Raw genomic sequence first — 23,058 nt, 5'->3', positions numbered from 1 at the left:
AAGAGGACAGAAAAAATCTGGGGATAACAGCTACTCTCCAGGTTCTTCTGTCATCGGAGTGGACTGTGTAAAATCTTTAGTTCAACTTATATAGTTGAAAATGAATCGAACGATCATGAAAGTAGGTGATAATGTGACCGTGTGGGCTTATAAAATAGGAGAGGATTCGCCAAAACCTGTGGATGGCAAGGTTACATCAGGAGCGGAAAAAACAACGGAATTATTTCAATCAGCTCATGCAAATGTAACCAGATCAAGCCAGCCGGGGGAACAACCTCCTGTAGCTCTCATTACAGGTACCTCCAGCGGTTTTGGGATGCTGACTGCCATCACTCTTGCCAAGCAAGGGTATCGTGTTATGGCTACAATGCGTGATCTAAGTCGCAAGGGAGAACTTGCGAATCGTGCCGAGGAAGCAGGAGTGACCGAGCGGATTCATTATGTACAGCTTGATGTGACAGATTCGGAATCTGTACAAACCGCTGTGGATACGGTGCTTCAGCAATATGGACAAATCGATGTGCTGGTGAATAATGCTGGTTTTGCTGTAGGCGGATTTATTGAGGAAGTGTCGATGGAGGACTGGCGGCGCCAGATGGAAACAAACCTGTTTGGACTTATCGGTGTGACCCGAGCGGTTCTGCCTGTCATGCGTCAACAGAAACGCGGGCTGATTGTTAATCTTTCGAGTGTAAGCGGCCTATCCGGTTTTCCGGGATATGCCCCATACGCTGCATCAAAATTTGCTGTGGAAGGATTCACAGAAAGTCTGCGCCATGAGATGTCTTCATTTGGAATACGGGTCGTATTGGTGGAGCCAGGAGCCTATCGCACGCCCATCTGGAACAAAGGTCTCGGTGAGATTCACCGGAATGAGGATTCGGCTTATAAACATAAGTTGGATGCGGTTCTGCGTTATTCGAAACATGCCAGTGAGACTGCTCCTGATCCGCAAGAGGTCGCTGATCTAATCGGACGTATTGCACGCATGCGTTCACCAAGGTTGCGCTATGCACTGGGCAAAGGTTCACGGGTTCTTATTATTGCAAAGGCGTTGTTGCCGTGGAAATGGCTGGAGTGGCTGATTGCCCGTGGTCTGCAATAGTGGGGAATAAGTGATTATACGACCATACATGAAGCAGAATCATCATCTTTTCCAAGTGAAAATGGAGGTCTGATCAATGTTTGAAGTGATTGTCATTGCGTTGCTCATGATCATTACAGGACTACTCCTGCATATCAACAGCAAACTCCCGGCCCGTGACCGGGTTCAAGAAGCGATGGAACGTGACCGTGATCGACGCGACAGTCAGAACCAGAGCTGAGATCGGTAGGCGAAGCAGAACGGATAAACTGAAATAAGGGTGCTCAGAGTAAGAAAGTGATTGTATTGTGATTGACCTGATATTTCTTGACATGTAAGGAGTGGATGAGGGATGAGTTCAGATGCTTTCAAAGAAAGGTATATGCTACGTAATATTCAACGGGACGAATCGGATCTGTACTGGCCTCTGCGGCTTGAAGCGCTACGGACGCATCCCGAAGCCTTTGGCGCTTCATACGAGTTGTCCAGCCAGTTATCCATCAGTGAGGTGAAAGAGCGAATACATAATGAGCCTGATGATTACATTCTTGGTGCATTCACACCTGATGGCATGCTTGCGGGCATGATGGGTTTCAAAAGAGAATATGGTCTAAAGCTCAGGCATAAAGGATTTATCTGGGGTGTCTATGTATCACCAGCTCATAGGGGGAATGGACTGGCTTCCCAGCTGTTATCCGAGGTTCTGGAACGGGGTAAACATCTGGAGACTATGAAGCAAATTAATCTAAGTGTAGTGACTACAAATAGTCCAGCAAAACGGTTGTATGAGCGGCATGGATTTGAAACCTACGGCATCGAACGCAATGCGCTAGAAGTGGGCGGCCAAGGGTATGATGAAGCGCACATGACGTATTTTTACAACAAAAGTGTAGATAAAAACATCTAATCTATAGGCAAGAGGAGCAGTTCTATGACCGATCAGGTTGTTCATGAAATAGATGGTGTATCATTTATGTTAAAAGAAAAACATGCCTTCGACTGGCTGACCCCGCTGGGTACTGTCTTTTGTGTATTTGATCAACAGGACTCCGGCAATATTTCATTCGGTTTAGTGCAGGAGGATGGTCAAAAGCAATTTGTGAAGTATGCGGGGGCACGTACTCTTCAGGCCAATGATATGGCAGACCCGGAGGAAGCTATACGTCATTTGCAGTCTTCCGTCTTGATCTATGAAGATTTGGCACATGACAGTCTGATTCGGTTAATAGACCATTTTGCGACTGACAACGGTTACGCTTGTGTGTTTGATTGGGTGGAGGGAGAGTGTTTGCATTCGCACTGGTCTTTCCCGCCTCCAGCCAAGTACGAAGATCCACGCTCACCTTATGTTCAGTTCAGACAACTTCCGGTACAGACGCGAATTCAAGCCATGGAGCGCATTCTGGACTTTCATATTGAAGCGGAGCGCAAAGGATATGTGGCTGTAGACTTCTACGACGGCAGTCTGATTTATGATTTTGCTACGGACGAGATTCACATCTGTGATATTGATCTATACCGTGCAGGGACATTCACGAATACGATGGGACGGATGTGGGGTTCATCCCGCTTTATGTCTCCGGAGGAATTTGAACTTGGTGCGTCAATAGATGCTGTCACGAATGTGTTTAACATGGGCGCTATGGCCTTTGCACTGCTTGGGGGAGAACTTGATCGCTCCCAGGAACGTTGGGATGCTGGAGAAGCATTATATGAAGTTGCCCTTCGTGCGGTAAATCCGGATCGGTTCCAGCGGTTCACATCTGTGGCGGATTTGTGCTTGGCTTGGAAAGAGGTTATGCACAAGTAATGTAAAAGTAGATTCGTAACCATGTATAAAAACCCGTATAATGGAAAATGACAAGGAGGCTTGATGGAAGATGTGCCGATATGCCATGTCTGGACCTTATAAAGAAATATATGCATGTTTTAACTGCCGTAAGTCTTATAAACAAGTATCACCGTATGATCTAAGTAAGGAAACCGCAGCGCGACTTGAACATAAATGTCCACAATGTGCGGAGGTTATGGTGAATATGGGACATGATTTTCAAGCACCCAAGCAAACGGATATTAAGCAGTGGACCAAAGTCATGACGTTATACCAGAATGGTGTTACTTATCATAACTGTGGATGCGGAGCCGGATATCGTCCAACTGAACTGCGAGAAGTTCCCGAATTTCTGGAGCAGCAGGCTGCTGGCCGGAGAAGTGAAGGGGAAAAGTTACTTCATCGTTGGATGGAATAGGAGAGCAAATCGTATGATTCGTACTTTCATACAAAAAGACCTAGAATATGTCATTGAAGCGCATATCCGTATTGATCGGGACAAGTATAATTATGATGACAGCTTTGCGGCATGTATTACCTTTGCAGTGAAGCAAGGGCAGAATTTGCGCCAGGAGATAGAGCGATGAAAACAGAACCTGTCTATGCTGAAAATACCATTGTTGGCGTTTGGTTTCAGGGCGTGTGGCGCTGGTACGTCACCGAACGGGAGTATTGGTTTTTAAATATAGAGATGGAAGAACGGTTTGGTATCGATGTATTGAATGAGGAGACGGCGGCTGTGTTCTTACAAGCCATTCAGGAGGAGCAGGTAAGCGCGTCTGAACTGAGGAGTGCGCTTCATCAATTTCGTGAAGCCCATCTTGTCGGTGATGAATGGCTGAAGTATGTGCCGTCCTTTCTTGTCGATTTCGATAAGCGGCTATTCTTCTCGATGTTCCCGGAGCCTGCCTCCTTTGAGCATTACATGCCGGATGGCTGGATCGGGAGTTACAAGGAGTTTTTGGAGAGGGTACCAGAGAAGGAACGATACTGGATGGTACAAGGAAAGTCTCTATTCGAAGAAAACCTTCTATAATGGGGGGCTGTAATGAAACGTAAATGGTTTATGACGAGCGTACTCTCCTTATGCACAGCTATAGCTTTATCTGCATGTACTGTTACAGCGGATAATCGTTCCGCAGCAGAAACGATTAAACAAAGTTTGAATACGATGGTCAACGAGCCTGTTCTGGCTGCCAGCAGCAATCCAAATGATTATATTGCGGGCAATCAGGACGTATATGATGCTATTCTACAAACGGGATCAGAAGGTCTGAATTTCTTATTAAATCAGCTTGATTCTAGCCCGGATAATGGTTTGAAAGAGTGGATCATGGCTCGGGCCAGTGCTGAACTATTGGGAGAAGACAATCCAGTGCAAGACTGGGACAGTGGTAAAGACTGGTTGAGGCAATATAACATGATCGCAGCAGATCAATCCGATTAACATTACCTTCACCTCCAGTCAGCATGAGCAGTACATTTACGGTCCTCAGAACCGAAAGAATACGTTATAGAGGTGACATCTTTGACGAAAAAGATTGCTTTTTTTGATTCAGGCATCGGTGGATTAACGGTACTGCATACCGCTTTGCAGCAGTTTCCGGAAGAATCCTATTTATATTATGCAGATACATTACATGTCCCTTATGGAACCAAGCCGGCGAACGAGGTTCGTCGTTATATTTTTGCTTGCGTGGAGGCGATTGTACGGGAACAAGTAGATGCAATCGTGATTGCGTGTAATACGGCAACCAGCTTAGCGGTGAATGATCTGCGTTCCATGTATAACATTCCTGTTATCGGTATGGAACCGGCGGTCAAACCGGCCGTCGAGATGAATAGGGACAACGGCAAGCGCGTGCTAGTGTTTGCTACGGCTTTGACACTGAGTCAAACGAAGTATAACGAATTGGTCTCTCGTGTGGATGATGAGCATCGGGTCGATTCCCTTGCGCTGCCTGAACTGGTGGAGTGGTGTGAGCAGCTGGAGTTTGATCCGGTCAAAATAACAGCATACTTCCGCTCCAAGCTAGCAGGCCTGGACCTGGAACAATACGGTACCGTGGTGATGGGCTGTACGCATTACCCGTTCTATACAGCTATTCTGCGTAAGATGCTACCAGATCATATCCGGATTGTTGATGGTAGCGTGGGTACGGTAAGTCATTTGAGTCAAAGACTTGAACTTGGTGCACAGCAGCAAGCTGGAAACACAGGGCAGGTGCAGGCAGGGAATGTGTCCTTTTTCAGTTCATCGGGTCGAACGGAAGATCATAATAAGATGCGTGTAGCACTTCAATATCTAAGCGACAACGTATTGTAGACTAGACTATGGGAGGTGTCAGTAATGGAGTCGATTTACCTGATACGTCACGCAAAAGCCGAAGGACAGGAGCCATACGCAGGTCTGACGGATGAGGGATGCAGTCAGGCTGGAAAATTGGCAGATGTATTGTCTGGTCATGGAATCTCTTATATCGTATCCAGTCCATGGAAAAGAGCCGTACAGACTGCAATGCCTTTGGGTGCAGCGATAGAGCAGCACATTCATACCGATGAGCGCTTGCAGGAAAGAGTGCTGAGTACAAGGGATCTGCCAGACTGGATGGATGTGCTTAAACGTACATATGAGGATGAAGATTGGGCAGCAGAGGGCGGAGAATCTTCCAGAGTCGCAGCTGCCAGAGCTTTGGCGCTGCTGAAGGAATGTTGGCGCAGACCGGAGCGTCATGGAGCTGTTGTTACGCATGGCAACCTGTTGTCCCTAATCATTCGTTATTATGATCCATCCTTTGGTTATGCGGAGTGGGCCAAGCTTTCGAATCCTGATGTATATGTTCTAAAACGGGAGCAGGAGTCTACGAGTGAAGAGGAATATGAGGAGGGGAAACAACCTGCCATTTCCAGACTGTGGCTGGATTGAACAAAAAAGAGCATCCCGGCATCGCATGTTCATTCAGCCAGGACACTCCATATATTTGTTACGCGTTTGTTTTTCTTAAAGAGCTGCGAACAGCAATGTTATCCAGCCGGCAAGGAAGGCTACACCACCTATGGGTGTGACGGCTCCCCACTTGCGAACACCTGTAACACTCAATGTATAGAGACTTCCTGAGAACAGGATGATTCCGGCAAACAAGAGCCATCCCGAGGTCACAACAAGGGATGTAGAGGTTAATCTGTCTGCGAACAGTCCAAGCAGGATGATGCCGAGTCCGTGAGCAATATGATACTGGACACCGGTCTCATAGATTTTGATCATGTCAGCGGATAACTTGCGTTTGAGCGCATGTGCCCCGAAGGCACCGAGTACAACGGCCAGAAACATCATAATGCTGCCGAGAACCACGAGGGTTTGCATGTTATTTTCTCTCCTTTTAATCAGGTTACAACTTGCGCAATTGAATCTGTTGAATGGAGTGATCGGCTTCTTTTTTCAAAATTAACCGTGCACGTCCTTTGGTTGGTAAAATGTTTTCATGCAGATTTTTTGCATTAATGTCCTGCCAGATCTGATTGGCTGTCTCAATGGTTTCCTCTTCGTTAATATTGGCGAACCGCTGATGGAAGAAAGAATCCTTGTTCTGAAAAGCGGTCTGACGGAGCAACTTGAAACGTTCGACGTACCAGTGACGAATGTGTTCTTCCTCTGCATCAATGTAGATGGAGAAGTCAAAGAAATCACTTACAAGTAATGGAGTCTCCCGCTTCACTTGTAATACGTTGATGCCTTCAATAATCAGAATATCCGGCTGGCAGATCGTTTTCTCTTCCCCCTGGATTACGTCGTAGGCCAGATGTGAATAGACCGGTGCTTGTACTTCAGGCTTGCCTGATTTTACATCACCCATGAACTTAATGAGTGATTTAATATCATAACTTTCAGGAAAACCTTTGCGGTTCATGATGCCTTTTTCTTGCAACACCGCATTGGGATATAAAAAGCCGTCCGTGGTGACCAGATCGACCTTGGGTTTGTTTTTGCCTCTGGCAAGTAACGCCTGAAGCAAGCGGGCTGCTGTGCTTTTTCCCACGGCAACACTGCCCCCGATCCCGATAATATAGGGGGTGTGAAGCGTTTCTTTTTTCATAAAAGAGGCCGTTAGGCGATCAAGCTCTCTTGATGCTCTTGCATATAGGTCAATGAAGTGGGTTAGGGGCAAATAAACATCCTCAACTTCCTGAATGGATACTTCTTCGTTCAAGCCCTTTAATTGTTCCAGTTCAGCTTCCGTCAGCGGAAGAGTGACCTGATGTTCTTTGAGTCCGGCCCATTCTTTGCGGTTAAACTCGATGTAAGGTGAGTATAAATTCATGAGATCCCGCTTTCTGTATGTAATGTAATCGAAGACACAATCAAGTGTACCAAATTTCAGCGAACTGACAACACCTTTACATGCTCTGCTTAATCCGAAATGTTATAAATACCGGGATAAGATAGCTTAACTGTAGGATGAAAGGCAGCTTATAAGAAAGTGTAACCCAAATTATGTTAAAGTCAACGTAAATGTAAACGTAAACCATGCGGAAGGGTGACAGCAAATGATCGTATATGAGAGAGAGCATGATTTTGTTTTGACCGCACAGCATGAGCATGGAATTGTCGCTGGAGATATGGCTGCACATTGGAAAAAGAAGTGGCTTCCCCACGGCTCGCATCGGGATGACCTGATTCTCGCGGCGAAGGAGCATGACCGGGGCTGGATTGACTTGGATGCCGCTCCTTTATGGAACGATTATAGTCAAATTCCGTACTCCTTTCGTGATTTCCCGCTGAGACCGCGTTTTGTGTTTTACCGCAAGGGAATCGAAGAAGTAAGGCAGCAGAATCCTTATGCGGGTTTACTATGTAGCCTGATGTATACAGAGTTGTTTCAAAAAACGCTGGGGGCAAATTCTGAGGATGATGATGACATCAGGCAGTATTTGCAAGAAGAGCAACTACAGCAGGAGAGTTGGAAGAAAGAACTGGGCGTTAATGCTTCAGAACTGGAAGTGCGGCTGAAAAACGATGTAGAGATCATGCTGTTCTGTGACCAGCTTAGTCTCTTTTTATGTATGGAAGAGCCAGGCACACCTACGGCGCGTTATGATTTTTTTGCAGAAGGGCTCGGCTGTAGTTTTGACACCTGTCCAAGTTCCAATGTCCAAGTTGAGTGGGTGTCAGGCGAAAAGGTGGCGTTATCCTTTTTCCCATTTGATGAGGAGTTCGAAGTGACGATGTCTTATAAAGTGATACCCAAGGCCAGCATCCGCAAGTTTGGGATGTTACAGGCATATCGCCGGGCGGACTGGAAGAAACGCCAGATATGGATTACAACTGTATCCTAATTTAAGCTTAAGCGTACCTCTAATTTAACGAAAACCACAAATATACGTGATCAAAAGGCGGGCATCTGATATTACGGGCGTCCGTCTTTGATATGGAACAAAGTCTAGCAGGAATAAACGTATGATTTCCAGAAATGTTTAGTAACAACGTAAGAAAAGCGCATCTTGGGAGGCTGAACATGAATTATCAGGTTGAGATTTATACGATGAGCATGGTGTGGAACCCGGTTAGCGATCAGGTTTTGCTGATGAACCGGCCGAGTCATAAAGGGTTTCCGGGGTACATTGCTCCTGGCGGTAAAGTGGAGTTCCCCGAAAGTATCGTGGACGGGGCCATCCGTGAAGTTCGTGAAGAGACAGGACTTTGGGCCAAGCAAATTACATATAAAGGGCTGGATGAGTTCTGTGATCCTGAGCAAGGGTTAAGATATATGGTGTTTAATTATCTGGTGACTTCATATGAAGGCGAACTTCTTACCGACCCGCCGGAGGGGGAGTTAGTATGGGTACCCTTGAAACAGGCATTGGAATTGCCGATGCAAGACTGGTTTGCAGAGCGGTTCCCGCGATTTTTTAACTCAGGTACATTTGAACGAAGTGTAGTTTGGGAGAAGTCGAGCGGACGAACCTTGCAAGAGACGTTCAAGACATATAGTGATTAGACTGTGACCATGTTTCTGACTTACTTCGAAAATGTCTGGGATAAGGTGAAAGAAGAGGTCTATCGTGCAGAGGAGCCTGACTGAATAGCAACGATCACATCATATCCATATCTATATATTTAGTTCCAGATATTATGATATAATGGAATTTACTTTGTTTTGGAGGTGCAAGCGATGGGAATCGTATTTCGAGATAAGCTGGATGGAATTGGTAGTGAGCAATTAACTGGCGGGTTCTTTGACGGTTGGCCGAACCCGCCATCACCTTCAACATTTCTGAAATTGCTAGAGCAGTCGTATGCGATTGAACTTGCGATCGATGAGCAAACCGGGAATGTCGTCGGTTTTATTCAAGCGATCTCGGATGGAGTACTTAGTGCATATGTTCCTTTGCTGGAAGTACTGCCGGAGTATAAAGGTCAAGGGATCGTAAGTGAACTCACACAGCGCATGCTTCAGCGTCTACAGGGGCTATATATGATCGATCTCTTGTGTGATCCAGATGTCCAGACGTTTTATGAAAAACAAGGAATGCAGAGATCGACGGGGATGTCCATTCGCCATTACTCCAATCAAGCAGGACACATAGACAACAAACAGAACGACTAACATAGATTTCGAGACAGCAGAAACATCAGGAATAACAGGATCATGAGGAGACTGGGAGCTTCAGAATGAGTAATTTGTAGATTTGCCATACATAGGCTTCTGCAAACGGCATGGAAAAGAATAATATGGATGTGAAAAGGTGGGGGATTGGCATGAACTTGTCGTTCCGAATATTGGACTGGGATGAAGAAAAACCGTATGAACTTTTATTGATGGCAGATCCTTCAAAAACGATTGTAGACGAATATCTCAGCAGAGGTGTTTGTTTTATAGCAGAGTATGAAGGAGAGATGGTAGGAGAGTTTGTATTACTTAAGACTCGTCCAGAGACAGCAGAGATTGTGAACATCGCGGTACAGGAGGAACTGCAAGGACAGGGTGTTGGCAAACACATGATTAAGGAAGCGATGGAGGCGGCAAGAAGGCTAGGTTGTCGTATATTGGAGATCGGAACGGGCAATTCAAGCTTTCATCAATTGAAGCTGTACCAGCGCTGTGGATTTCGGATAACCGGCGTGGACCGGGACTTTTTTGTGAGACATTATGAGGAAGAGATAATCGAGGACGGCATCCGCTGTGTAGATATGATTCGCCTGTCCGTTGACCTGAATGACATCACAGACGAGGAGAAGAAGTAGAGCAGAAGTGAAGAAACTGAAATTTCGAAGTAAGGGAAGGGTAGGGCGCAAATGTGAACACGCATACGCATGTTGGTGTATATGGACTGGCTGTGTGGGAACAATTCTATCTGCTGATCCAGAAGGCTCGTGGGCCATACTACGGAAAATGGGATTTGCCCGGTGGAAGAATGGAATTCGGGGAGTCACCGGAAACTGCATTGAAACGAGAGTTTGATGAGGAAACAGGGATCATTCCTTTGCAATGGTCCATTCGTTCCTCACAATCCGCTGGAACAGATCAAAAGAAATCCTGATGGTGAAGACTCGCTGGGAGCAGCGTGGTTTACATTAGAGCAAGTGAAAGATCTGCAATTAACGCCCTTTGCACAATATATGATGAATCTTTCCCAGAAGGAAAGATAGGACCATCAGTCAGGAAGCCGCCGGGATTTGCATTCGAGCGGCTTTATTCTATGTTGTATATTGTCAGGGTTCATTCTGAAAAATCCAATTTCTTGTTGAATGACATTTGAATTGGTTAATGTTTAAATGGACGGTTTGTTTTTGGACAGAATGGACCACAATTCTTATTAAGGAGGTATATACGGACATCAGATCTGGATTTGGTCGAATCCAGCGTTTCTGGCTTGCCTTGAATTGCACCAATTATTCGATTCATCTAATTTATGCATCAATTGAGCTAAAAATAGGAAATGCTCCTGAGCGTAAAAGTTTATAGAATAGAGATTAGAACACGAACTTCTTTGGAAACGGGGAAGAACGTATAACCTTCGAACGGATCAGGACATTATTCGACATCTGTGCGACGGTAGAACTAATCATTGTATTACTTTGATTTTGAAAACGCAGACAAACCTTTGACGGGAGCGTCGGAACAACGTTATTACCACGAACAGCACGATGATTGGACTTCATGAAAAATTTCGCTTAAAATGTTGAACGAACGCGAATTACAGCTTATTCAATGATTTCCGTCAAACCCTATGACAAAATCAAGACGGAGGGAACGTCGATGACGATCGAGAAAGGCAACATGAAACCCTGGGAGAGTTACTATGGTCCCAATATGGGATACGTACAAGAACAGTATGAATTATTCACCCAAGATCCAGGTGCAGTGACACCGGCCTATCGTGAATTGTTCGAGCAATGGGGAGCACCGCCAATGTCTGGCAAGGGTGCAGAGACTCTTTCGAATAGCGGGAATGGTCAAATTGCTTCTGGAAATGTAGATATTCAACTATTGCAGAAAGCGGTTACAGCAGGCAAGCTTGTATGGAACATCCGTACGTATGGCCATCTGGCTGCAGATATTGATCCACTTGGAATCAGTGAAGCAACAGATACGTCTTTGCTGGAGCCTAAGCATTTTCAATTAAATGAGGAAGATTTGAAAGCACTGCCTGCGTCGCTGATCTGGGAAGGTGCAGACGGTCAGACAACGACTGGCTGGGATGCAATTCAACGTCTTCGTCAAATCTATACAGGTCCGATCGCTTACGAATTCAGCCATGTGCATGAAGTACAAGAACGCGAGTGGTTGAATCGTCGTGCGGAATCCCGCACATCTCCGGCCCCGCTTACGCAACAAGAACGTACAGCGTTGTTGGAACGTTTGGTTGAAGCTGAGCAATTTGAAGATTTCCTGCACAAAACGTTTGTTGGACAGAAACGTTTCTCCATTGAAGGGAACGATGTACTTGTTCCTATGCTGGATGAAGCAGTCCGCCTTATGGCAGAAGCAGGCTCCAGTCATATTTTGATGGGGATGGCTCACCGCGGACGTCTGAACGTGCTCGCTCATGTCCTGGGCAAGCCGTACAGCAAAATTTTCTCTGAATTCCATCATGCCCCGAACAAAGACTTGGTTCCATCAGAAGGTTCAACCGGAATCAATTATGGTTGGACGGGGGATGTCAAATACCATATGGGCGCGAACCGTTTTGTAAAAGACGGGGAGACTGTGCAGGCTCGCCTGACACTCGCCAACAACCCTAGCCATCTGGAATACGTCAATCCGGTTGTGCAAGGTTTTGCACGTGCAGCTCAGGATGATCGCCGTGAACCAGGTTATCCGAAGCAGGATGTAACCAAAGCAGCGACGATTCTGATGCACGGGGATGCGGCATTCCCGGGAGAAGGTATTGTGGCCGAAACGCTGAACTTCAAGGCATTGCCAGGATACCAGAATGGCGGAACGATTCACATCATTGTGAATAACCGTCTTGGTTTCACTACGGACAGCAGTGACTCGCGTTCAACTTATTATGCAAGTGACCTTGCCAAAGGTTATGAGATTCCGATTGTGCATGTCAATGCAGATAACCCAGATGCTTGTATTGCGGCAATTCGCATGGCAGCGGAATATCGCAACCGTTTCAAGAAAGATTTCCTGATTGACCTTATCGGATATCGTCGTTATGGTCATAACGAAACAGATGATCCCGAAACGACGCAGCCGCTCGTGTATGACAAGGTGAAGAATCACCCAACAGTCAGTCATCTGTATCAGGATATGCTTAAGAAGGAATCGGTCATTGATGATGCGTTCATCGCAAGTGTACGTGATGGCGTAGCAGATCGCTTAAAAGAAGCCTACGATCAGATGAAGAAAAATGAAGTGCATGAATACTATCAGCGCAACATCAGTGAGTCCGAGGCAGTCACAATTACGCCAACAGCGGTGCCTTTGGAGCAATTGCGCAGCATTAATGCCGATCTTCTGAAATGGCCAGAGACTTTTAATGTTTATCCAAAATTGCAACGGATTTTGCAACGCCGGAGTACGGCTCTTAATGAAGGGGAAAAAGTAGACTGGAGCCTTGCAGAAACGCTGGCATTTGCGACGATATTGGCAGATGGCAAGCCGATCCGAATCAGTGGTCAAGATGCCGAGCGTGCAACCTTCGCTCATCGTAACCTTGTGTTGCATGATGCTACGAATGGTGATAAATTCTGTCCGTTGCATCATCTGCCACAAGCAAAAGCATCGTTTGCGATCTATAATAGCCCATTGTCAGAAGAGTCTGTCGTTGGTTTTGAATATGGATACAACGTGTACTCACCGGATACACTCGTAATCTGGGAAGCACAATTTGGTGATTTTGCAAATTGTGCACAGGTCATTTTCGACCAGTTCATATCAGCAGGGCGTGCAAAATGGTCTCAAAAATCGAGTCTGGTTATGTTGTTGCCACACGCTAACGAAGGCCAAGGGCCAGAACATACGAGCGCACGTCTGGAACGTTTCCTGCAATTGTGTGCGGAAGACAATATGACTGTGGTTAATCTGTCGAGTGCTTCACAGTACTTCCACCTGTTGCGTCGTCAAGCTTCTTTAACCGAGACAGAAGATGCACGCCCACTTGTGATGATGTCACCAAAAAGCTTGATTCGTAATCCGCGTGTTGCATCACCAGCTGTGGAATTTAGTGAAGGTAAATTCGAACTTGTGCTGGAGCAACCGGGTCTGGGCACAAAACCGGATCGGGTAGAACGCATTATTTTGTGCAGTGGTAAAGTTGCTATTGATCTGGAAGATGCGATTGAAAAGGAGAAGGGCGATTATTCCTGGCTTCACATCATTCGTGTCGAGCAACTCTATCCGTTCCCAGCAGAAGAGATCAAACGTGTACTCGCACGTTTCAGCCAATTAAAAGAGCTGGTATGGGTGCAGGAAGAGAACAAAAATATGGGTGCATGGACATATATGGAGCCTCGTCTTCGCGAGATCGCGCCTGAAGGCACTACCGTGAGATATGAAGGCCGTCCGGAACATGCAAGTCCTTCCAGCGGTTACCAGCTTGTGCATAGCATGGAGCAACAATTGATTATTACAGCAGCGTTGAAACAAACGGCGAAGAATAATATTCCACTGGGGAGGTAACAGCTGTGAGTGAAATTAAAGTACCTGCAATGGGTGAGTCAATAACTGAGGGAACGGTATCCAGATGGATGGTCAAAGAAGGAGACACCGTTAATCAGGGTGATGTTCTGCTTGAACTGGAGACCGATAAAGTCAACATCGAGATCAGTGCTGAGGAGAGCGGTGTGCTCGAGAAAATCATTCGTCAAGAAGGCGAGACGGTAGTTATCGGTGAAACGATCGGTACACTTTCGGCTGGAGCAGGGGGCGGAAACGCTCCGGCTGCTTCCGAACCGGCAGCGGCTGAATCCAAACCCACTTCTGCACCAGCTCCGGAAGCTCCAGTAGCACCGGCTGCTGTTGCGGCACCACCAGAGTCATCCGATAGCAACAAAACAGCGTCTCCTTCTGCACGCAAGCTTGCTCGTGAGCGTGGGATTGAGTTGGATCAAGTACAGAGCAAAGATCCGATTGGCCGCGTATATCAGGATGATGTGAAAAGCCATGGAAGTCAGCCATCCACTCCAGTGGCACCACCAGCAGCTAAAGCTCCTGCTTCCGCACCTAGTGCTCCAGCAGCCAGCGGCGCAACTTTTGCCAAGCCTGTAGAGCGTCAGCGTATGTCCCGTCGCCGGGCAACCATTGCGAAGCGTTTGGTTGAAGCACAGCAGACCGCAGCGATGTTGACCACGTTCAATGAGGTTGACATGACAGCGATCATGGACGTTCGTAAACGTCGGAAGGACAAGTTCAAAGAGAAGCATGATATTAACCTGGGCTTCATGTCTTTCTTTACCAAAGCGGTTGTCGGTGCACTTAAAAAATTCCCAACGATTAACGCAGAGATTGATGGCGAAGACGTTGTGTTGAAAAAATTCTACGATATCGGTATTGCGGTATCTGCCAAAGAAGGTCTGGTTGTTCCGGTTGTACGTGATGCTGACCGTCTGGGCTTTGCCGAAATCGAAAGAAGCATTGCAGACCTGGCGTCCAAAGCGCGTTCGAATACGCTGGCATTGTCTGATCTGCAAGGCGGAACCTTTACGATTACGAATGGCGGAACCTTTGGCTCCCTATTGTCTACACCAATCTTGAATACTCCTCAGGTAGGTATTCTCGGGATGCACAAAATTCAGCTTCGTCCGGTAGCGATTGATGCTGAACGGATGGAAAACCGTCCAATGATGTACATCGCCTTGTCCTACGATCACCGGATTATTGATGGAAGCGAAGCCGTACGATTCCTGGTGACTGTCAAAGAATTGCTTGAAGATCCAGAATCATTGTTGATTGAAGGTTAATGACTTCTGAGATTAGCATTGGACTTTATTTCTCATCCTATGAAATCTGAGATACTTCACTAGAATAAAACCCCCTGAATGAGCACATTACATACTGTGCTCGTTCAGGGGGTTTTTGCTCACATTTGAATCGGAATAGAATCAGAAATAGATTTCTTACATCAAAGCCGTCTGATTCGATTGAATTTCAAAAGACGGAACGGTATCGGCATCTTGTTGACTACTATTTTGTGTATGTTGCTGCTCGATTGTCGGCATATGACGTTTTAACCAACTCAGGACATCATGAGCCACTTCGTTACGATTGGTCTCATGGAGCATCTCATGCCGTCCGCCTGGATAAAGATGATATTCTACATCTTGAAGTCCAAGCTTCTGATACTGAGAGTATAGGTTAAGCACACCTTTGCCCCGAAGTCCGACAGGATCTAGTTCACCAGAGAACAGAAGAACCGGCTTGTGTTTCGGGATACGTTCCATATGCTGAGGAAGATGGATTTCGAGTAACAGTTTAAAGAAATCTCGAAAAAAACCAGCGGTACATATCGCTCCACACATTGGGTCATCGATGAATCGCTGTACTTCCTGCCGGTCACGAGATAACCAGTCAAAGGGGGTTGTGGCTGGCCGGAAAGCACGGTTAAATCCGCCAAATACAATGGCATTCAGTAACAGGCTTCGATGATTGTCACCTTGAATGCCGCACTGGAGTAGAGCCAGTTTTTCTCCAAACCGAAGCAAGCCTCGTTTGCCGTTTGTACCGGACAGCACAAACGCGTGGTATCTCTCATGTCCCGCATACATGAGGTGCTGTACCAAAAAAGAACCCATACTGTGCCCCATAAGGAACAGAGGGACATCTGGATGTTCTTTGGCAACTAGCTCGCCCAGATTGACCATATCTTTAGCCATCCAGCGAAATGCGTCCACACCTGCATCACCCAGTGCTTCGGTGCTCTCCACCGTTCTGCCATGACCCCGATGGTCATTAGCATACACAGCAAAGCCGTGTTTCGTAAGATAACCCGCAAATTCGGCATAACGCGCTGCGGTTTCGCCCATTCCATGCGCGATCTGTACAACGCCTTGGATGTGTTCGTCCGGATCGGGAAGCCAGCAGTATACATGAACACGGGTACCTTCATTGCCCATCAGCGTAAAGGTAGATTCCTGCATCTCGTGTAATTCCTCCTTCACAGGTTATCGGTGACAAACTTAAGGAAGATAGGATCGAAGAACGGTTGTATTGCCACTTAATGTATAGTTACCCAGATTAGCCGGCAAAAGATAACATTGACCTGCTTTCAATGTCAGCTGCTCGCCTTCCTCAGAACCACTCCATTCAAGCGCACCCTCACCTTCACATACAACAAGAATGGTAAAGCTGTCCGGTGTCGTAGATAAATCCCAACGTTCAGTCACCACGCCTTTCTCTACTACAAAGTAAGGACAAGAAGCAAGCTGGAGCCATTCACCAGGTACTGTATTGCTGGTTTTCATTGTTGTGGCTCCGGCGCCTTCATAGGCCGTGACATTTAAGGAATCTTCTACATGTAGTTCACGTGGCTTGCCGTCCAGTCCAGGTCGGTTGTAATCATAGATCCGGTACGTTGTATCTGAATTTTGCTGTATTTCTGCTACAACTACACCGGCGCAGAGAGCATGCACCGTTCCAGCAGGGATGAAGAATGTATCTCCTGCTTCTACAGGCACTTGACGAAGGGTATCCATAACAGTGCCATTCTCCAGCGCCTGTCTCAACCCCTCACGATCTACACCTTCATTAAGTCCGTAAATAATATGGGCGCCGGGTTTGGCGTCGAGTACGTACCACATTTCGGTTTTACCCAGTTCACCTGGAGGAAGAGCCTTGTAATCATCTGTAGGATGAACCTGAACGGATAGGTCATCGTTACAATCAAGCAGTTTGATTAGCAGAGGAAAGCGTCCGCCTTTTTCAGAAACACCTTTGGTTCCCAGCCAGGCTGTTCCGAGTTGTTCACGAACCTCATCAAGTCCTTTGCCAGCGAGTGGTCCATTTATTACCTTGGTCGTACCATTGGCGTGATCTGCAATCATCCAGCCTTCACCAATATGTCCTTCAGGGGGTGTTAGGCCAAATTGCTCGAGCGCTCGGCCTCCCCACACACGTTCTTTGAATTCGGGTTGGAATTGAAGCGGGTATGGCGTAGACATGGATATCTCTCCTCTAGTATATGAAATGGTGATTCGCTTTAACCAGTTCAGGCCCCTCTAACGATCGGCATATGCAGATGTAGATGAACATGTGCAGAATACAGTTGCACCATGTAGGTGGTAACTGCGATGTTGAGTGAACCAGCAAAGGCTTGTCCAGTCGATGTGTTCAGTGTATTTCATTTGGTGAACAAAGAGAATTATTTTTTATTTTTTTTCAATGCCGATTAAATAAGGTGAAGTTTGACGTTGCAACTGGCGGTACATCACAACCTGAGCCTGTTCGACAGGTAAAGCGGTTGCCCATGTAGATACAGCATCAGCTTCCTGATCGCCACCTTCGTGACCCGGATATAACACGACAGTAATTATACCGCGTGGACGTAATAACTTTATAGCAGCTTCAAGTGCTGTGATTGTGCTGGTTGTTTCTGTGATTATAGAAGCATCTGCCCCTTCAGCAGGTAAGTAACCCAGATTAAACATAATAGCTCCTACTTTACCAATCCAGGCGCCCGGTACGGCTTCGGCCATGCGTGCATGGCTTAATTCCATCATGGAAATAGAGCCGAGTTTGCTGCTTTCAGATTGCTTTCGAATCCTGGCCTGAGCCAGTGTTAGCGCTTCGTTTTGAATATCAAATCCGATGACCTGACCACGCTGGCCTACCTGCTTTGCGAGAAACAAGGTATCAGCACCTGTGCCCACCGTGGCATCAATGGCGAAATCTCCTGGCTGGAGCCGAGAACCAATCCATTGATGTGCACAGCTGAGAACCGATAGAAAGCCCATTTATGCCTCCCTCCAATACTTACCCTGCCATGTATCGCGTTCACGCAGTTCTCGGTCGATGGAATTCAGAACTTCCCATTTGTTCAATGACCACATGGGGCCAATAAGCAGGTCGCGCGGGGCATCTCCTGTAAGACGATGTACAATCATTTCCGGTGGGAGCATCTCGAGGGTATCTACAATTAGCTTGATATACTCATCCTGTCCAAGGAAACGAAGCAGACCCGCTTCATATTGCTTAACCATCGGCGTTTTGCGCATGAGATGAAGCAGATGAATCTTAATGCCCTGCACGTCCATATTTGCCACCGCGCGACCGGTATCCAGCATCATTTCGTGGGTTTCTTGCGGCAAGCCATAGATAATGTGCGTGCAGACTCGAATATTGTGTTTACGTAGCTTTTCTACCGCTTCTTCATAACACGACGTATCATGTGCACGGTTGATCAAATTCGAAGTGGAATCATGAATCGTCTGCAGTCCCATCTCTACCCATAAATAGGTTCGCTGATTAAGCTCTGCCAAATACTCCACAACGTCATCCGGTAAACAGTCCGGGCGAGTAGCAATGGATAAACCGACAACGCCGGGCTGTTGTAAGATCTCTTCAAAGTATTCACGCAGTTCTTCGACTGGTGCATAGGTGTTGGTGTACGCCTGAAAATAACCGATATAGTGAGCCGAAGGCCATTTCAGATGCTGCCTGTCGCGAATCGTATTGAATTGGCTGACGAGGTCTTCACGTCTGCTTCCTGCAAAATCACCTGAACCCCTTGCACTGCAGAAGGTACAGCCCCCTATGGCAATGGAGCCATCCCGATTCGGGCAAGTGAACCCGGCATCCAGCATCACTTTAAATACTTTGTTGTTAAATTGATCTCGCATTTCATAATTCCAGGTATGGAACCGTTTATCCCCCCACATTAGTGGCGCTTGTGTAGCTGGTGCATTCATTTTCAAGGTACTCCTTTGAGGTCTATGGCTTAAAATGTAGTCCTTTTTTGGTTCATTTCTTATTCTGTAATATCATACCTGAGCAGGGTATGCAGATGCTGTGCGGTTTTCGTCATTTATTGTACCAAAAATCCGAAAAAAAGGGGAATGCAAACGAAAAAAAAGACCGTCAAATCAAGGTTTTTTACTTGATGTAGTTTACACCTTGTGTTATATTTAAATCAGCGTCAGACACCATCCAGTGAGTAGTTTTCATCGTGGCATTTGAATGAATGTTGACGTCATGGATCATACTATACCGTGAGGTGATATGAATGAATTCCCAAGTTAAAAATAACGAATTCCAGCATGTATCTGTTGAACTGACGGCAGAAGAGGCGCTGGCCCTGACAGGCGTTCGTTTTAATGGAAATCCGAAAGTGAAAGCGGCTGCAAGACAAAAAGTTCGCGATGCTTTCGAAAAGACATTTGATTTTTCACACCAAGATAAGGTAGACTATGAACTACTAAAGTAGTTGGACCCCAATTCCAAATAAATCGAGAAGGGAATCTTTGAGATTTGCCCAACGTGGCAGGTCCGGAGATTCCTTTTTCATTGCTCTTTACAATTTGCCGGTTCTTGGGCAAAATGAGTTTAGGACAAGTATGGACAAACGGAGGAATAACATGCGTTTACGTGGTAGAAAAGGCATTAGAGAAAATCTGGAGCAGCAAGAGGACCTTGTTGTACTGGAGCCAAAGCAACACAAAGGCAAGTGGGCCGAGCTGTTTGGCAATGATCATCCGATTTTTGTCGAGTTTGGCATGGGTAAAGGTCAATTTATCAGCCAAATGAGTTATAAATATCCACAATATAATTTTATCGGTATCGATATGTATGATGAGCTCGTTCGTCGTGCCAGTGAGAAGGCGCGTAATGCCTGGAGTCAAGCTGAGGTAGAGACACCCCCGAACTTGAAGCTGGCGCTTGCGAACATCGAACAGATCGAAGAGGTGTTTGATCCGAAGGAACTGGAACGCATTTATTTGAATTTTAGTGATCCTTGGCCAAAAGCGAAACATGCACGCCGCCGGTTGACACACCCACGCTTCTTGAAAAAATACATTGAGTTGCTGAATCCCAAAGGACAGATCCATTTTAAAACGGATTCAGAAACGTTGTTTGAGTTCTCCCTGAACTCAATCGCTGATTTTGGCTTGCAGATGACGAATTTGTCTCTGAACCTGCACCGTGAGGGTTTGAATGAAGAGCATGTCATGACCGAGTATGAACAAAAATTCATGGGTAAAGGCATGAACATTCATCGGGTCGAAGTGATTGTAGGAGAAGAGGCTTTACGAGAGTACAATGAAATGCGTCTGGATAAGTACAAAGTGCGTGAAGCGACAGACGAGTCTGGTGAAGATCAGGACGAAGCATAAAAAGGGCGGTATCCAAGGGCAAATGCATTGCTCCAAGGTACCGCTCTTTTTCTTTTATAAACATAAACAGAGGTTACAGATGCTCAGAATGAAGTTCTTTACGGCGATAATCGTTAGGGGTTACGCCGTTCAACTTTTTAAACATCCGATAAAAATAAGAACTGTTGGTAAAACCGGTTCGCTCGGCGATATCTGCAACGGAATTTTCGGTCTGCACGAGCATATGTTGTGCTTTAGCAATGCGTGTCTCATTAATGACATCTGTAAGTCCTTTCAATGTGAGCTGTTTATATAACCTGCTGACGTAGATTGGCGACATGCTTAATTCCTCTGCGATTGAGGTCAAGCACAGATTCGGGTCAGCATAATCCCGTTCAACAATATCGTTGATTCTCCGAATGAGTTCCTCATGCTTGAGTGTGCGTTTTTCCTCCACCTTGGAGCCGAGTTCGTCAAACATCCGATAAAAATGTTCATGCACCTCGCTGAGATCCTCAGCATTTTTCACTGGAAGCATCAAACTGCCTGAAACGGAATCCAGTGTAAGTTGATTGTTCTTCTTAAGGGTATTGCGAACATGATTAAGGGTCATCGTCAGATGGGACAGAGCGAGTTGAAAGACGGTGAACGGATAAGCGGCCGTCTCACTCACGATATCTGCATATATTAGCTTGGCTTCCTCAGTTTTGCCGGTCATTAAGCATTCCACAAGCTGTCTTTCTTTGCCTGCGGGAAAAGTATACTCTTTGCTCTGATACGCCATAATACTTGCGGTATGAATCAAGCAACCTGGCCCCATGAACAGGCGATGCAGCGATGCTTCAGCGGAACGAGCGTAACCTTCAATACATTCCTCCAGTGAATTTTCCTCTGGACCCAGCGTACAGGAGATGGAGCATTTGAGATGGGTCATGACTGCAGCCTGCATCATACGTAGCAATTCCTCAATTTGATGCGAAGCCGAAGCCTCATTCTCTGACAAAGAATCATTTTCCGATTTTTCATTAAACAGAAGCGTAATCAGGTCACCGCCCATATCCACAGCTTCAACATAATAGTGAATATCTGCGGTTTCGGTGCAAATGTTCATCATTGCGTATTTGACTAGCTTGGTATCATCCCGATAAGTCTCGCAAAATTCGGTATAATGGTCGATACGCAAAAGCACCATTCTTGAGGGTTGATGTACATCAATGGGGGAACCGTAGAACCTCATCCGCTCTTCCAGCATATTGCAGGTTACGGTTTCCCGTCCTTGCAGCGCACCTCGTAAAAAATCCTGTCTGAGCAAGTGCAGACTACCCCGGCGTTCGGCTTCCATCACACGCATGCGGACAAGTACGTTGTTAATCGGGTGATATAGCTTGCGCGATACAAGATAAGAGAGAATCAGACCCGCGGCCAGTAACCCCAGGCAGAATAACAGGGTGTGCGTGCGCATACCGCGAATATCGGCTGTAATCACGTCATAGGGGGTGATTCGCACATAACGCCATCCTAGACTGTCTGGGGCGGTGTAGGTGATAAGTGAGTTTTCCCCATCCACTTGCTCAGTAAAATAAGCAGAATGCTCCGTATCTTGCATGATTGGACGCATGAAGGTTTCGTTTGCGAGATTGTTAAGCAACGGGCGATCACCAAAATCGGACAACAAATCGCCTTGTTCATTCACGATGAATGTTTTGCCAGGCTGGTCTGCCGCATTCATATTGGGGCTAAGCCAGTCATCCTTAATGTTGACGATAACGGCGTAATTGAGCTTGGCGTTGTCGTTAATGGTGTCGTAGCACAGGTAAGTGTAACTATTCACCTCACTGGCTTCGGTTGAGCCGACCTTATATGTTCGGGGAATAGGTACAAACGGTTTATAGTCATGGAAACGATCCAGAATATGTTTGATTCCCTGATCATCGATCTCGGATATAGACTGCTGCCCATTGCGAACCCCGTCGGAACTGATAAAAAATTCACTGCTTTTAGAGTTATATACATAGATGGATTCAATAAAAGGAAGAGACATACGGTAATTATCGAGTTGCTCCATGGCCGAAGTGATCTGATAGATACTGGGCTTAGAGTAGAGCATTAAGGAAGAGATCGTGTAGTCCTGATAAATCTGGTAGGAGAGAGACTTGGCACTTTCCGTCATTTTGGCCACTTCACGGCTGGTCTGGGTGAGGCTATTCACATCGGTACGATAGACTTGACGGAGAGCAATTCGATTGTAGTTAACGTATAAAATGGCTGATGCCACAAGTAACGTTGCGGCAGTGCTGATAATAATACCGATCAGAATCCGCGTGAACACTTTCTGGCTGTCCTCTGAACGTTTGCGCATTCTTTTTCCCCCTCGAACCTTCTGATATG

Annotated in this window: 26 protein-coding genes; 19 read left to right on the top strand and 7 right to left on the bottom strand. The window is 46.3% G+C overall.

What is annotated here, in order from left to right; genetic code table 11:
• Positions 1 to 94: 94 nt before the first annotated feature.
• From J2T16_RS21340 to J2T16_RS21295, 10 genes are all read left to right on the top strand, one after another.
• Positions 95 to 1,105: an SDR family oxidoreductase gene (locus J2T16_RS21340; RefSeq protein WP_499019192.1), complete on the top strand. Its 1,011-nt coding sequence runs from the start codon at positions 95 to 97 to the stop codon at positions 1,103 to 1,105.
• A 76-nt stretch (positions 1,106 to 1,181) separates the two neighbouring features.
• On the top strand, positions 1,182 to 1,325 hold the full coding sequence (locus J2T16_RS21335) for a hypothetical protein (protein WP_499019190.1): 144 nt from the start codon (positions 1,182 to 1,184) through the stop codon (positions 1,323 to 1,325).
• 111 nt (positions 1,326 to 1,436) lie between these two features.
• Positions 1,437 to 1,991, top strand: a complete 555-nt coding sequence (locus J2T16_RS21330; protein ID WP_499019188.1) for a GNAT family N-acetyltransferase — start codon at positions 1,437 to 1,439, stop codon at positions 1,989 to 1,991.
• 24 nt (positions 1,992 to 2,015) lie between these two features.
• Positions 2,016 to 2,894: a serine/threonine-protein kinase gene (locus J2T16_RS21325; protein WP_499019185.1), complete on the top strand. Its 879-nt coding sequence runs from the start codon at positions 2,016 to 2,018 to the stop codon at positions 2,892 to 2,894.
• A 226-nt stretch (positions 2,895 to 3,120) separates the two neighbouring features.
• Positions 3,121 to 3,333, top strand: a complete 213-nt coding sequence (locus tag J2T16_RS21320; RefSeq protein ID WP_318283219.1) for a hypothetical protein — start codon at positions 3,121 to 3,123, stop codon at positions 3,331 to 3,333.
• Between the two features lie 13 nt (positions 3,334 to 3,346).
• Positions 3,347 to 3,502 (top strand): hypothetical protein, encoded by a 156-nt coding sequence (locus J2T16_RS21315; RefSeq protein ID WP_499019184.1) that lies wholly within the window; start codon positions 3,347 to 3,349, stop codon positions 3,500 to 3,502.
• The gene (locus J2T16_RS21310) at positions 3,499 to 3,951 is read left to right on the top strand and encodes a hypothetical protein (protein WP_499019183.1); all 453 of its coding nucleotides are present in this window, start codon (positions 3,499 to 3,501) and stop codon (positions 3,949 to 3,951) included. The genes J2T16_RS21315 and J2T16_RS21310 overlap by 4 nt, the downstream gene beginning before the upstream one ends.
• Positions 3,952 to 3,963: 12 nt before the next feature.
• Positions 3,964 to 4,362 (top strand): hypothetical protein, encoded by a 399-nt coding sequence (locus J2T16_RS21305; protein WP_499019182.1) that lies wholly within the window; start codon positions 3,964 to 3,966, stop codon positions 4,360 to 4,362.
• A gap of 81 nt (positions 4,363 to 4,443) precedes the next feature.
• A complete protein-coding gene (gene murI, locus J2T16_RS21300; RefSeq protein WP_499019181.1) occupies positions 4,444 to 5,241 on the top strand; it encodes a glutamate racemase in 798 nt (265 codons plus the stop codon).
• 24 nt (positions 5,242 to 5,265) lie between these two features.
• Entirely contained in the window at positions 5,266 to 5,841 is a 576-nt protein-coding gene (locus J2T16_RS21295) for a histidine phosphatase family protein (protein ID WP_499019179.1), read from the top strand.
• Between the two features lie 75 nt (positions 5,842 to 5,916).
• Here the strand turns inward: J2T16_RS21295 and J2T16_RS21290 are convergent, their stop codons facing one another.
• Both J2T16_RS21290 and coaA read right to left on the bottom strand, forming a co-directional pair.
• A complete protein-coding gene (locus tag J2T16_RS21290) occupies positions 5,917 to 6,279 on the bottom strand; it encodes a DUF423 domain-containing protein (RefSeq protein ID WP_499019178.1) in 363 nt (120 codons plus the stop codon).
• Between the two features lie 25 nt (positions 6,280 to 6,304).
• Complete coding sequence (gene coaA / locus J2T16_RS21285; RefSeq protein WP_090922153.1) at positions 6,305 to 7,234, bottom strand: type I pantothenate kinase; 930 nt, start codon at positions 7,232 to 7,234, stop codon at positions 6,305 to 6,307.
• A gap of 226 nt (positions 7,235 to 7,460) precedes the next feature.
• Here coaA and J2T16_RS21280 point away from each other — a divergent pair, with 226 nt between their 5' ends.
• The 7 genes from J2T16_RS21280 to odhB all read left to right on the top strand — a co-directional run bounded on the left by J2T16_RS21280 (position 7,461) and on the right by odhB (position 15,327).
• The gene (locus J2T16_RS21280) at positions 7,461 to 8,249 is read left to right on the top strand and encodes a DUF3891 family protein (RefSeq protein WP_221786835.1); all 789 of its coding nucleotides are present in this window, start codon (positions 7,461 to 7,463) and stop codon (positions 8,247 to 8,249) included.
• A gap of 179 nt (positions 8,250 to 8,428) precedes the next feature.
• Complete coding sequence (locus J2T16_RS21275; RefSeq protein WP_090922157.1) at positions 8,429 to 8,911, top strand: 8-oxo-dGTP diphosphatase; 483 nt, start codon at positions 8,429 to 8,431, stop codon at positions 8,909 to 8,911.
• A 174-nt stretch (positions 8,912 to 9,085) separates the two neighbouring features.
• Positions 9,086 to 9,520 (top strand): GNAT family N-acetyltransferase, encoded by a 435-nt coding sequence (locus tag J2T16_RS21270; RefSeq protein WP_499019177.1) that lies wholly within the window; start codon positions 9,086 to 9,088, stop codon positions 9,518 to 9,520.
• Between the two features lie 152 nt (positions 9,521 to 9,672).
• Positions 9,673 to 10,158: a GNAT family N-acetyltransferase gene (locus J2T16_RS21265; protein ID WP_090922159.1), complete on the top strand. Its 486-nt coding sequence runs from the start codon at positions 9,673 to 9,675 to the stop codon at positions 10,156 to 10,158.
• Positions 10,159 to 10,211: 53 nt separating this feature from the next.
• Positions 10,212 to 10,454, top strand: coding sequence for an NUDIX domain-containing protein (locus J2T16_RS21260; protein WP_312027573.1), 243 nt, complete (start codon positions 10,212 to 10,214; stop codon positions 10,452 to 10,454).
• Positions 10,455 to 11,173: 719 nt separating this feature from the next.
• Complete coding sequence (locus J2T16_RS21255; RefSeq protein ID WP_221786834.1) at positions 11,174 to 14,047, top strand: 2-oxoglutarate dehydrogenase E1 component; 2,874 nt, start codon at positions 11,174 to 11,176, stop codon at positions 14,045 to 14,047.
• Positions 14,048 to 14,052: 5 nt separating this feature from the next.
• Complete coding sequence (gene odhB / locus J2T16_RS21250; RefSeq protein ID WP_221786832.1) at positions 14,053 to 15,327, top strand: 2-oxoglutarate dehydrogenase complex dihydrolipoyllysine-residue succinyltransferase; 1,275 nt, start codon at positions 14,053 to 14,055, stop codon at positions 15,325 to 15,327.
• Positions 15,328 to 15,483: 156 nt separating this feature from the next.
• Here the strand turns inward: odhB and J2T16_RS21245 are convergent, their stop codons facing one another.
• The 4 genes from J2T16_RS21245 to mnmL all read right to left on the bottom strand — a co-directional run bounded on the left by J2T16_RS21245 (position 15,484) and on the right by mnmL (position 19,269).
• On the bottom strand, positions 15,484 to 16,503 hold the full coding sequence (locus tag J2T16_RS21245; protein ID WP_090922167.1) for an alpha/beta fold hydrolase: 1,020 nt from the start codon (positions 16,501 to 16,503) through the stop codon (positions 15,484 to 15,486).
• A 39-nt stretch (positions 16,504 to 16,542) separates the two neighbouring features.
• Positions 16,543 to 17,523: a type I phosphomannose isomerase catalytic subunit gene (locus J2T16_RS21240; RefSeq protein ID WP_221786831.1), complete on the bottom strand. Its 981-nt coding sequence runs from the start codon at positions 17,521 to 17,523 to the stop codon at positions 16,543 to 16,545.
• 207 nt (positions 17,524 to 17,730) lie between these two features.
• Positions 17,731 to 18,315, bottom strand: a complete 585-nt coding sequence (mnmM, locus tag J2T16_RS21235; RefSeq protein WP_154958273.1) for a tRNA 5-(aminomethyl)-2-thiouridylate-methyltransferase MnmM — start codon at positions 18,313 to 18,315, stop codon at positions 17,731 to 17,733.
• Positions 18,316 to 19,269 carry a tRNA modification radical SAM protein MnmL/YtqA gene (mnmL, locus tag J2T16_RS21230; protein WP_499019176.1) on the bottom strand — a complete coding sequence of 318 codons (954 nt, stop codon included), beginning with the start codon at positions 19,267 to 19,269 and terminating at the stop codon, positions 18,316 to 18,318.
• A 314-nt stretch (positions 19,270 to 19,583) separates the two neighbouring features.
• Here mnmL and J2T16_RS21225 point away from each other — a divergent pair, with 314 nt between their 5' ends.
• Both J2T16_RS21225 and trmB read left to right on the top strand, forming a co-directional pair.
• Positions 19,584 to 19,784 (top strand): hypothetical protein, encoded by a 201-nt coding sequence (locus J2T16_RS21225; RefSeq protein WP_090922175.1) that lies wholly within the window; start codon positions 19,584 to 19,586, stop codon positions 19,782 to 19,784.
• Between the two features lie 151 nt (positions 19,785 to 19,935).
• Positions 19,936 to 20,691, top strand: a complete 756-nt coding sequence (trmB, locus tag J2T16_RS21220; protein ID WP_154886924.1) for a tRNA (guanosine(46)-N7)-methyltransferase TrmB — start codon at positions 19,936 to 19,938, stop codon at positions 20,689 to 20,691.
• 73 nt (positions 20,692 to 20,764) lie between these two features.
• On the opposite strand, the gene J2T16_RS21215 is transcribed toward trmB, so the two are convergent.
• Positions 20,765 to 23,029, bottom strand: a complete 2,265-nt coding sequence (locus J2T16_RS21215) for an AraC family transcriptional regulator (protein WP_499019175.1) — start codon at positions 23,027 to 23,029, stop codon at positions 20,765 to 20,767.
• Positions 23,030 to 23,058 lie beyond the last annotated feature (29 nt).

Origin of the sequence: Paenibacillus intestini, from assembly GCF_030803945.1 — a bacterium.
Lineage (GTDB): Bacteria > Bacillota > Bacilli > Paenibacillales > Paenibacillaceae > Paenibacillus > Paenibacillus polysaccharolyticus.
Note: the sequence above shows the minus strand (reverse complement) of the source record. Positions and strands in the feature narration are given on the sequence as shown.

What these genes read in the sequence shown, in the direction of transcription:
- mnmM (WP_154958273.1), bottom strand. Translation starts at nt 18,315, where the DNA reads ATGGGCTTTCTATCGGTTCTCAGCTGTGCACATCAATGGATTGGTTCT.
- J2T16_RS21325 (WP_499019185.1), top strand. Translation starts at nt 2,016, where the DNA reads ATGACCGATCAGGTTGTTCATGAAATAGATGGTGTATCATTTATGTTA.
- J2T16_RS21290 (WP_499019178.1), bottom strand. Translation starts at nt 6,279, where the DNA reads ATGCAAACCCTCGTGGTTCTCGGCAGCATTATGATGTTTCTGGCCGTT.
- J2T16_RS21240 (WP_221786831.1), bottom strand. Translation starts at nt 17,523, where the DNA reads ATGTCTACGCCATACCCGCTTCAATTCCAACCCGAATTCAAAGAACGT.
- J2T16_RS21275 (WP_090922157.1), top strand. Translation starts at nt 8,429, where the DNA reads ATGAATTATCAGGTTGAGATTTATACGATGAGCATGGTGTGGAACCCG.
- J2T16_RS21295 (WP_499019179.1), top strand. Translation starts at nt 5,266, where the DNA reads ATGGAGTCGATTTACCTGATACGTCACGCAAAAGCCGAAGGACAGGAG.
- J2T16_RS21335 (WP_499019190.1), top strand. Translation starts at nt 1,182, where the DNA reads ATGTTTGAAGTGATTGTCATTGCGTTGCTCATGATCATTACAGGACTA.
- J2T16_RS21305 (WP_499019182.1), top strand. Translation starts at nt 3,964, where the DNA reads ATGAAACGTAAATGGTTTATGACGAGCGTACTCTCCTTATGCACAGCT.
- J2T16_RS21245 (WP_090922167.1), bottom strand. Translation starts at nt 16,503, where the DNA reads ATGCAGGAATCTACCTTTACGCTGATGGGCAATGAAGGTACCCGTGTT.
- J2T16_RS21255 (WP_221786834.1), top strand. Translation starts at nt 11,174, where the DNA reads ATGACGATCGAGAAAGGCAACATGAAACCCTGGGAGAGTTACTATGGT.
- J2T16_RS21280 (WP_221786835.1), top strand. Translation starts at nt 7,461, where the DNA reads ATGATCGTATATGAGAGAGAGCATGATTTTGTTTTGACCGCACAGCAT.
- J2T16_RS21270 (WP_499019177.1), top strand. Translation starts at nt 9,086, where the DNA reads ATGGGAATCGTATTTCGAGATAAGCTGGATGGAATTGGTAGTGAGCAA.
- trmB (WP_154886924.1), top strand. Translation starts at nt 19,936, where the DNA reads ATGCGTTTACGTGGTAGAAAAGGCATTAGAGAAAATCTGGAGCAGCAA.
- J2T16_RS21225 (WP_090922175.1), top strand. Translation starts at nt 19,584, where the DNA reads ATGAATTCCCAAGTTAAAAATAACGAATTCCAGCATGTATCTGTTGAA.
- J2T16_RS21265 (WP_090922159.1), top strand. Translation starts at nt 9,673, where the DNA reads ATGAACTTGTCGTTCCGAATATTGGACTGGGATGAAGAAAAACCGTAT.
- J2T16_RS21330 (WP_499019188.1), top strand. Translation starts at nt 1,437, where the DNA reads ATGAGTTCAGATGCTTTCAAAGAAAGGTATATGCTACGTAATATTCAA.
- coaA (WP_090922153.1), bottom strand. Translation starts at nt 7,234, where the DNA reads ATGAATTTATACTCACCTTACATCGAGTTTAACCGCAAAGAATGGGCC.
- J2T16_RS21320 (WP_318283219.1), top strand. Translation starts at nt 3,121, where the DNA reads ATGGGACATGATTTTCAAGCACCCAAGCAAACGGATATTAAGCAGTGG.
- J2T16_RS21215 (WP_499019175.1), bottom strand. Translation starts at nt 23,029, where the DNA reads ATGCGCAAACGTTCAGAGGACAGCCAGAAAGTGTTCACGCGGATTCTG.
- mnmL (WP_499019176.1), bottom strand. Translation starts at nt 19,269, where the DNA reads ATGAATGCACCAGCTACACAAGCGCCACTAATGTGGGGGGATAAACGG.
- J2T16_RS21315 (WP_499019184.1), top strand. Translation starts at nt 3,347, where the DNA reads ATGATTCGTACTTTCATACAAAAAGACCTAGAATATGTCATTGAAGCG.
- J2T16_RS21310 (WP_499019183.1), top strand. Translation starts at nt 3,499, where the DNA reads ATGAAAACAGAACCTGTCTATGCTGAAAATACCATTGTTGGCGTTTGG.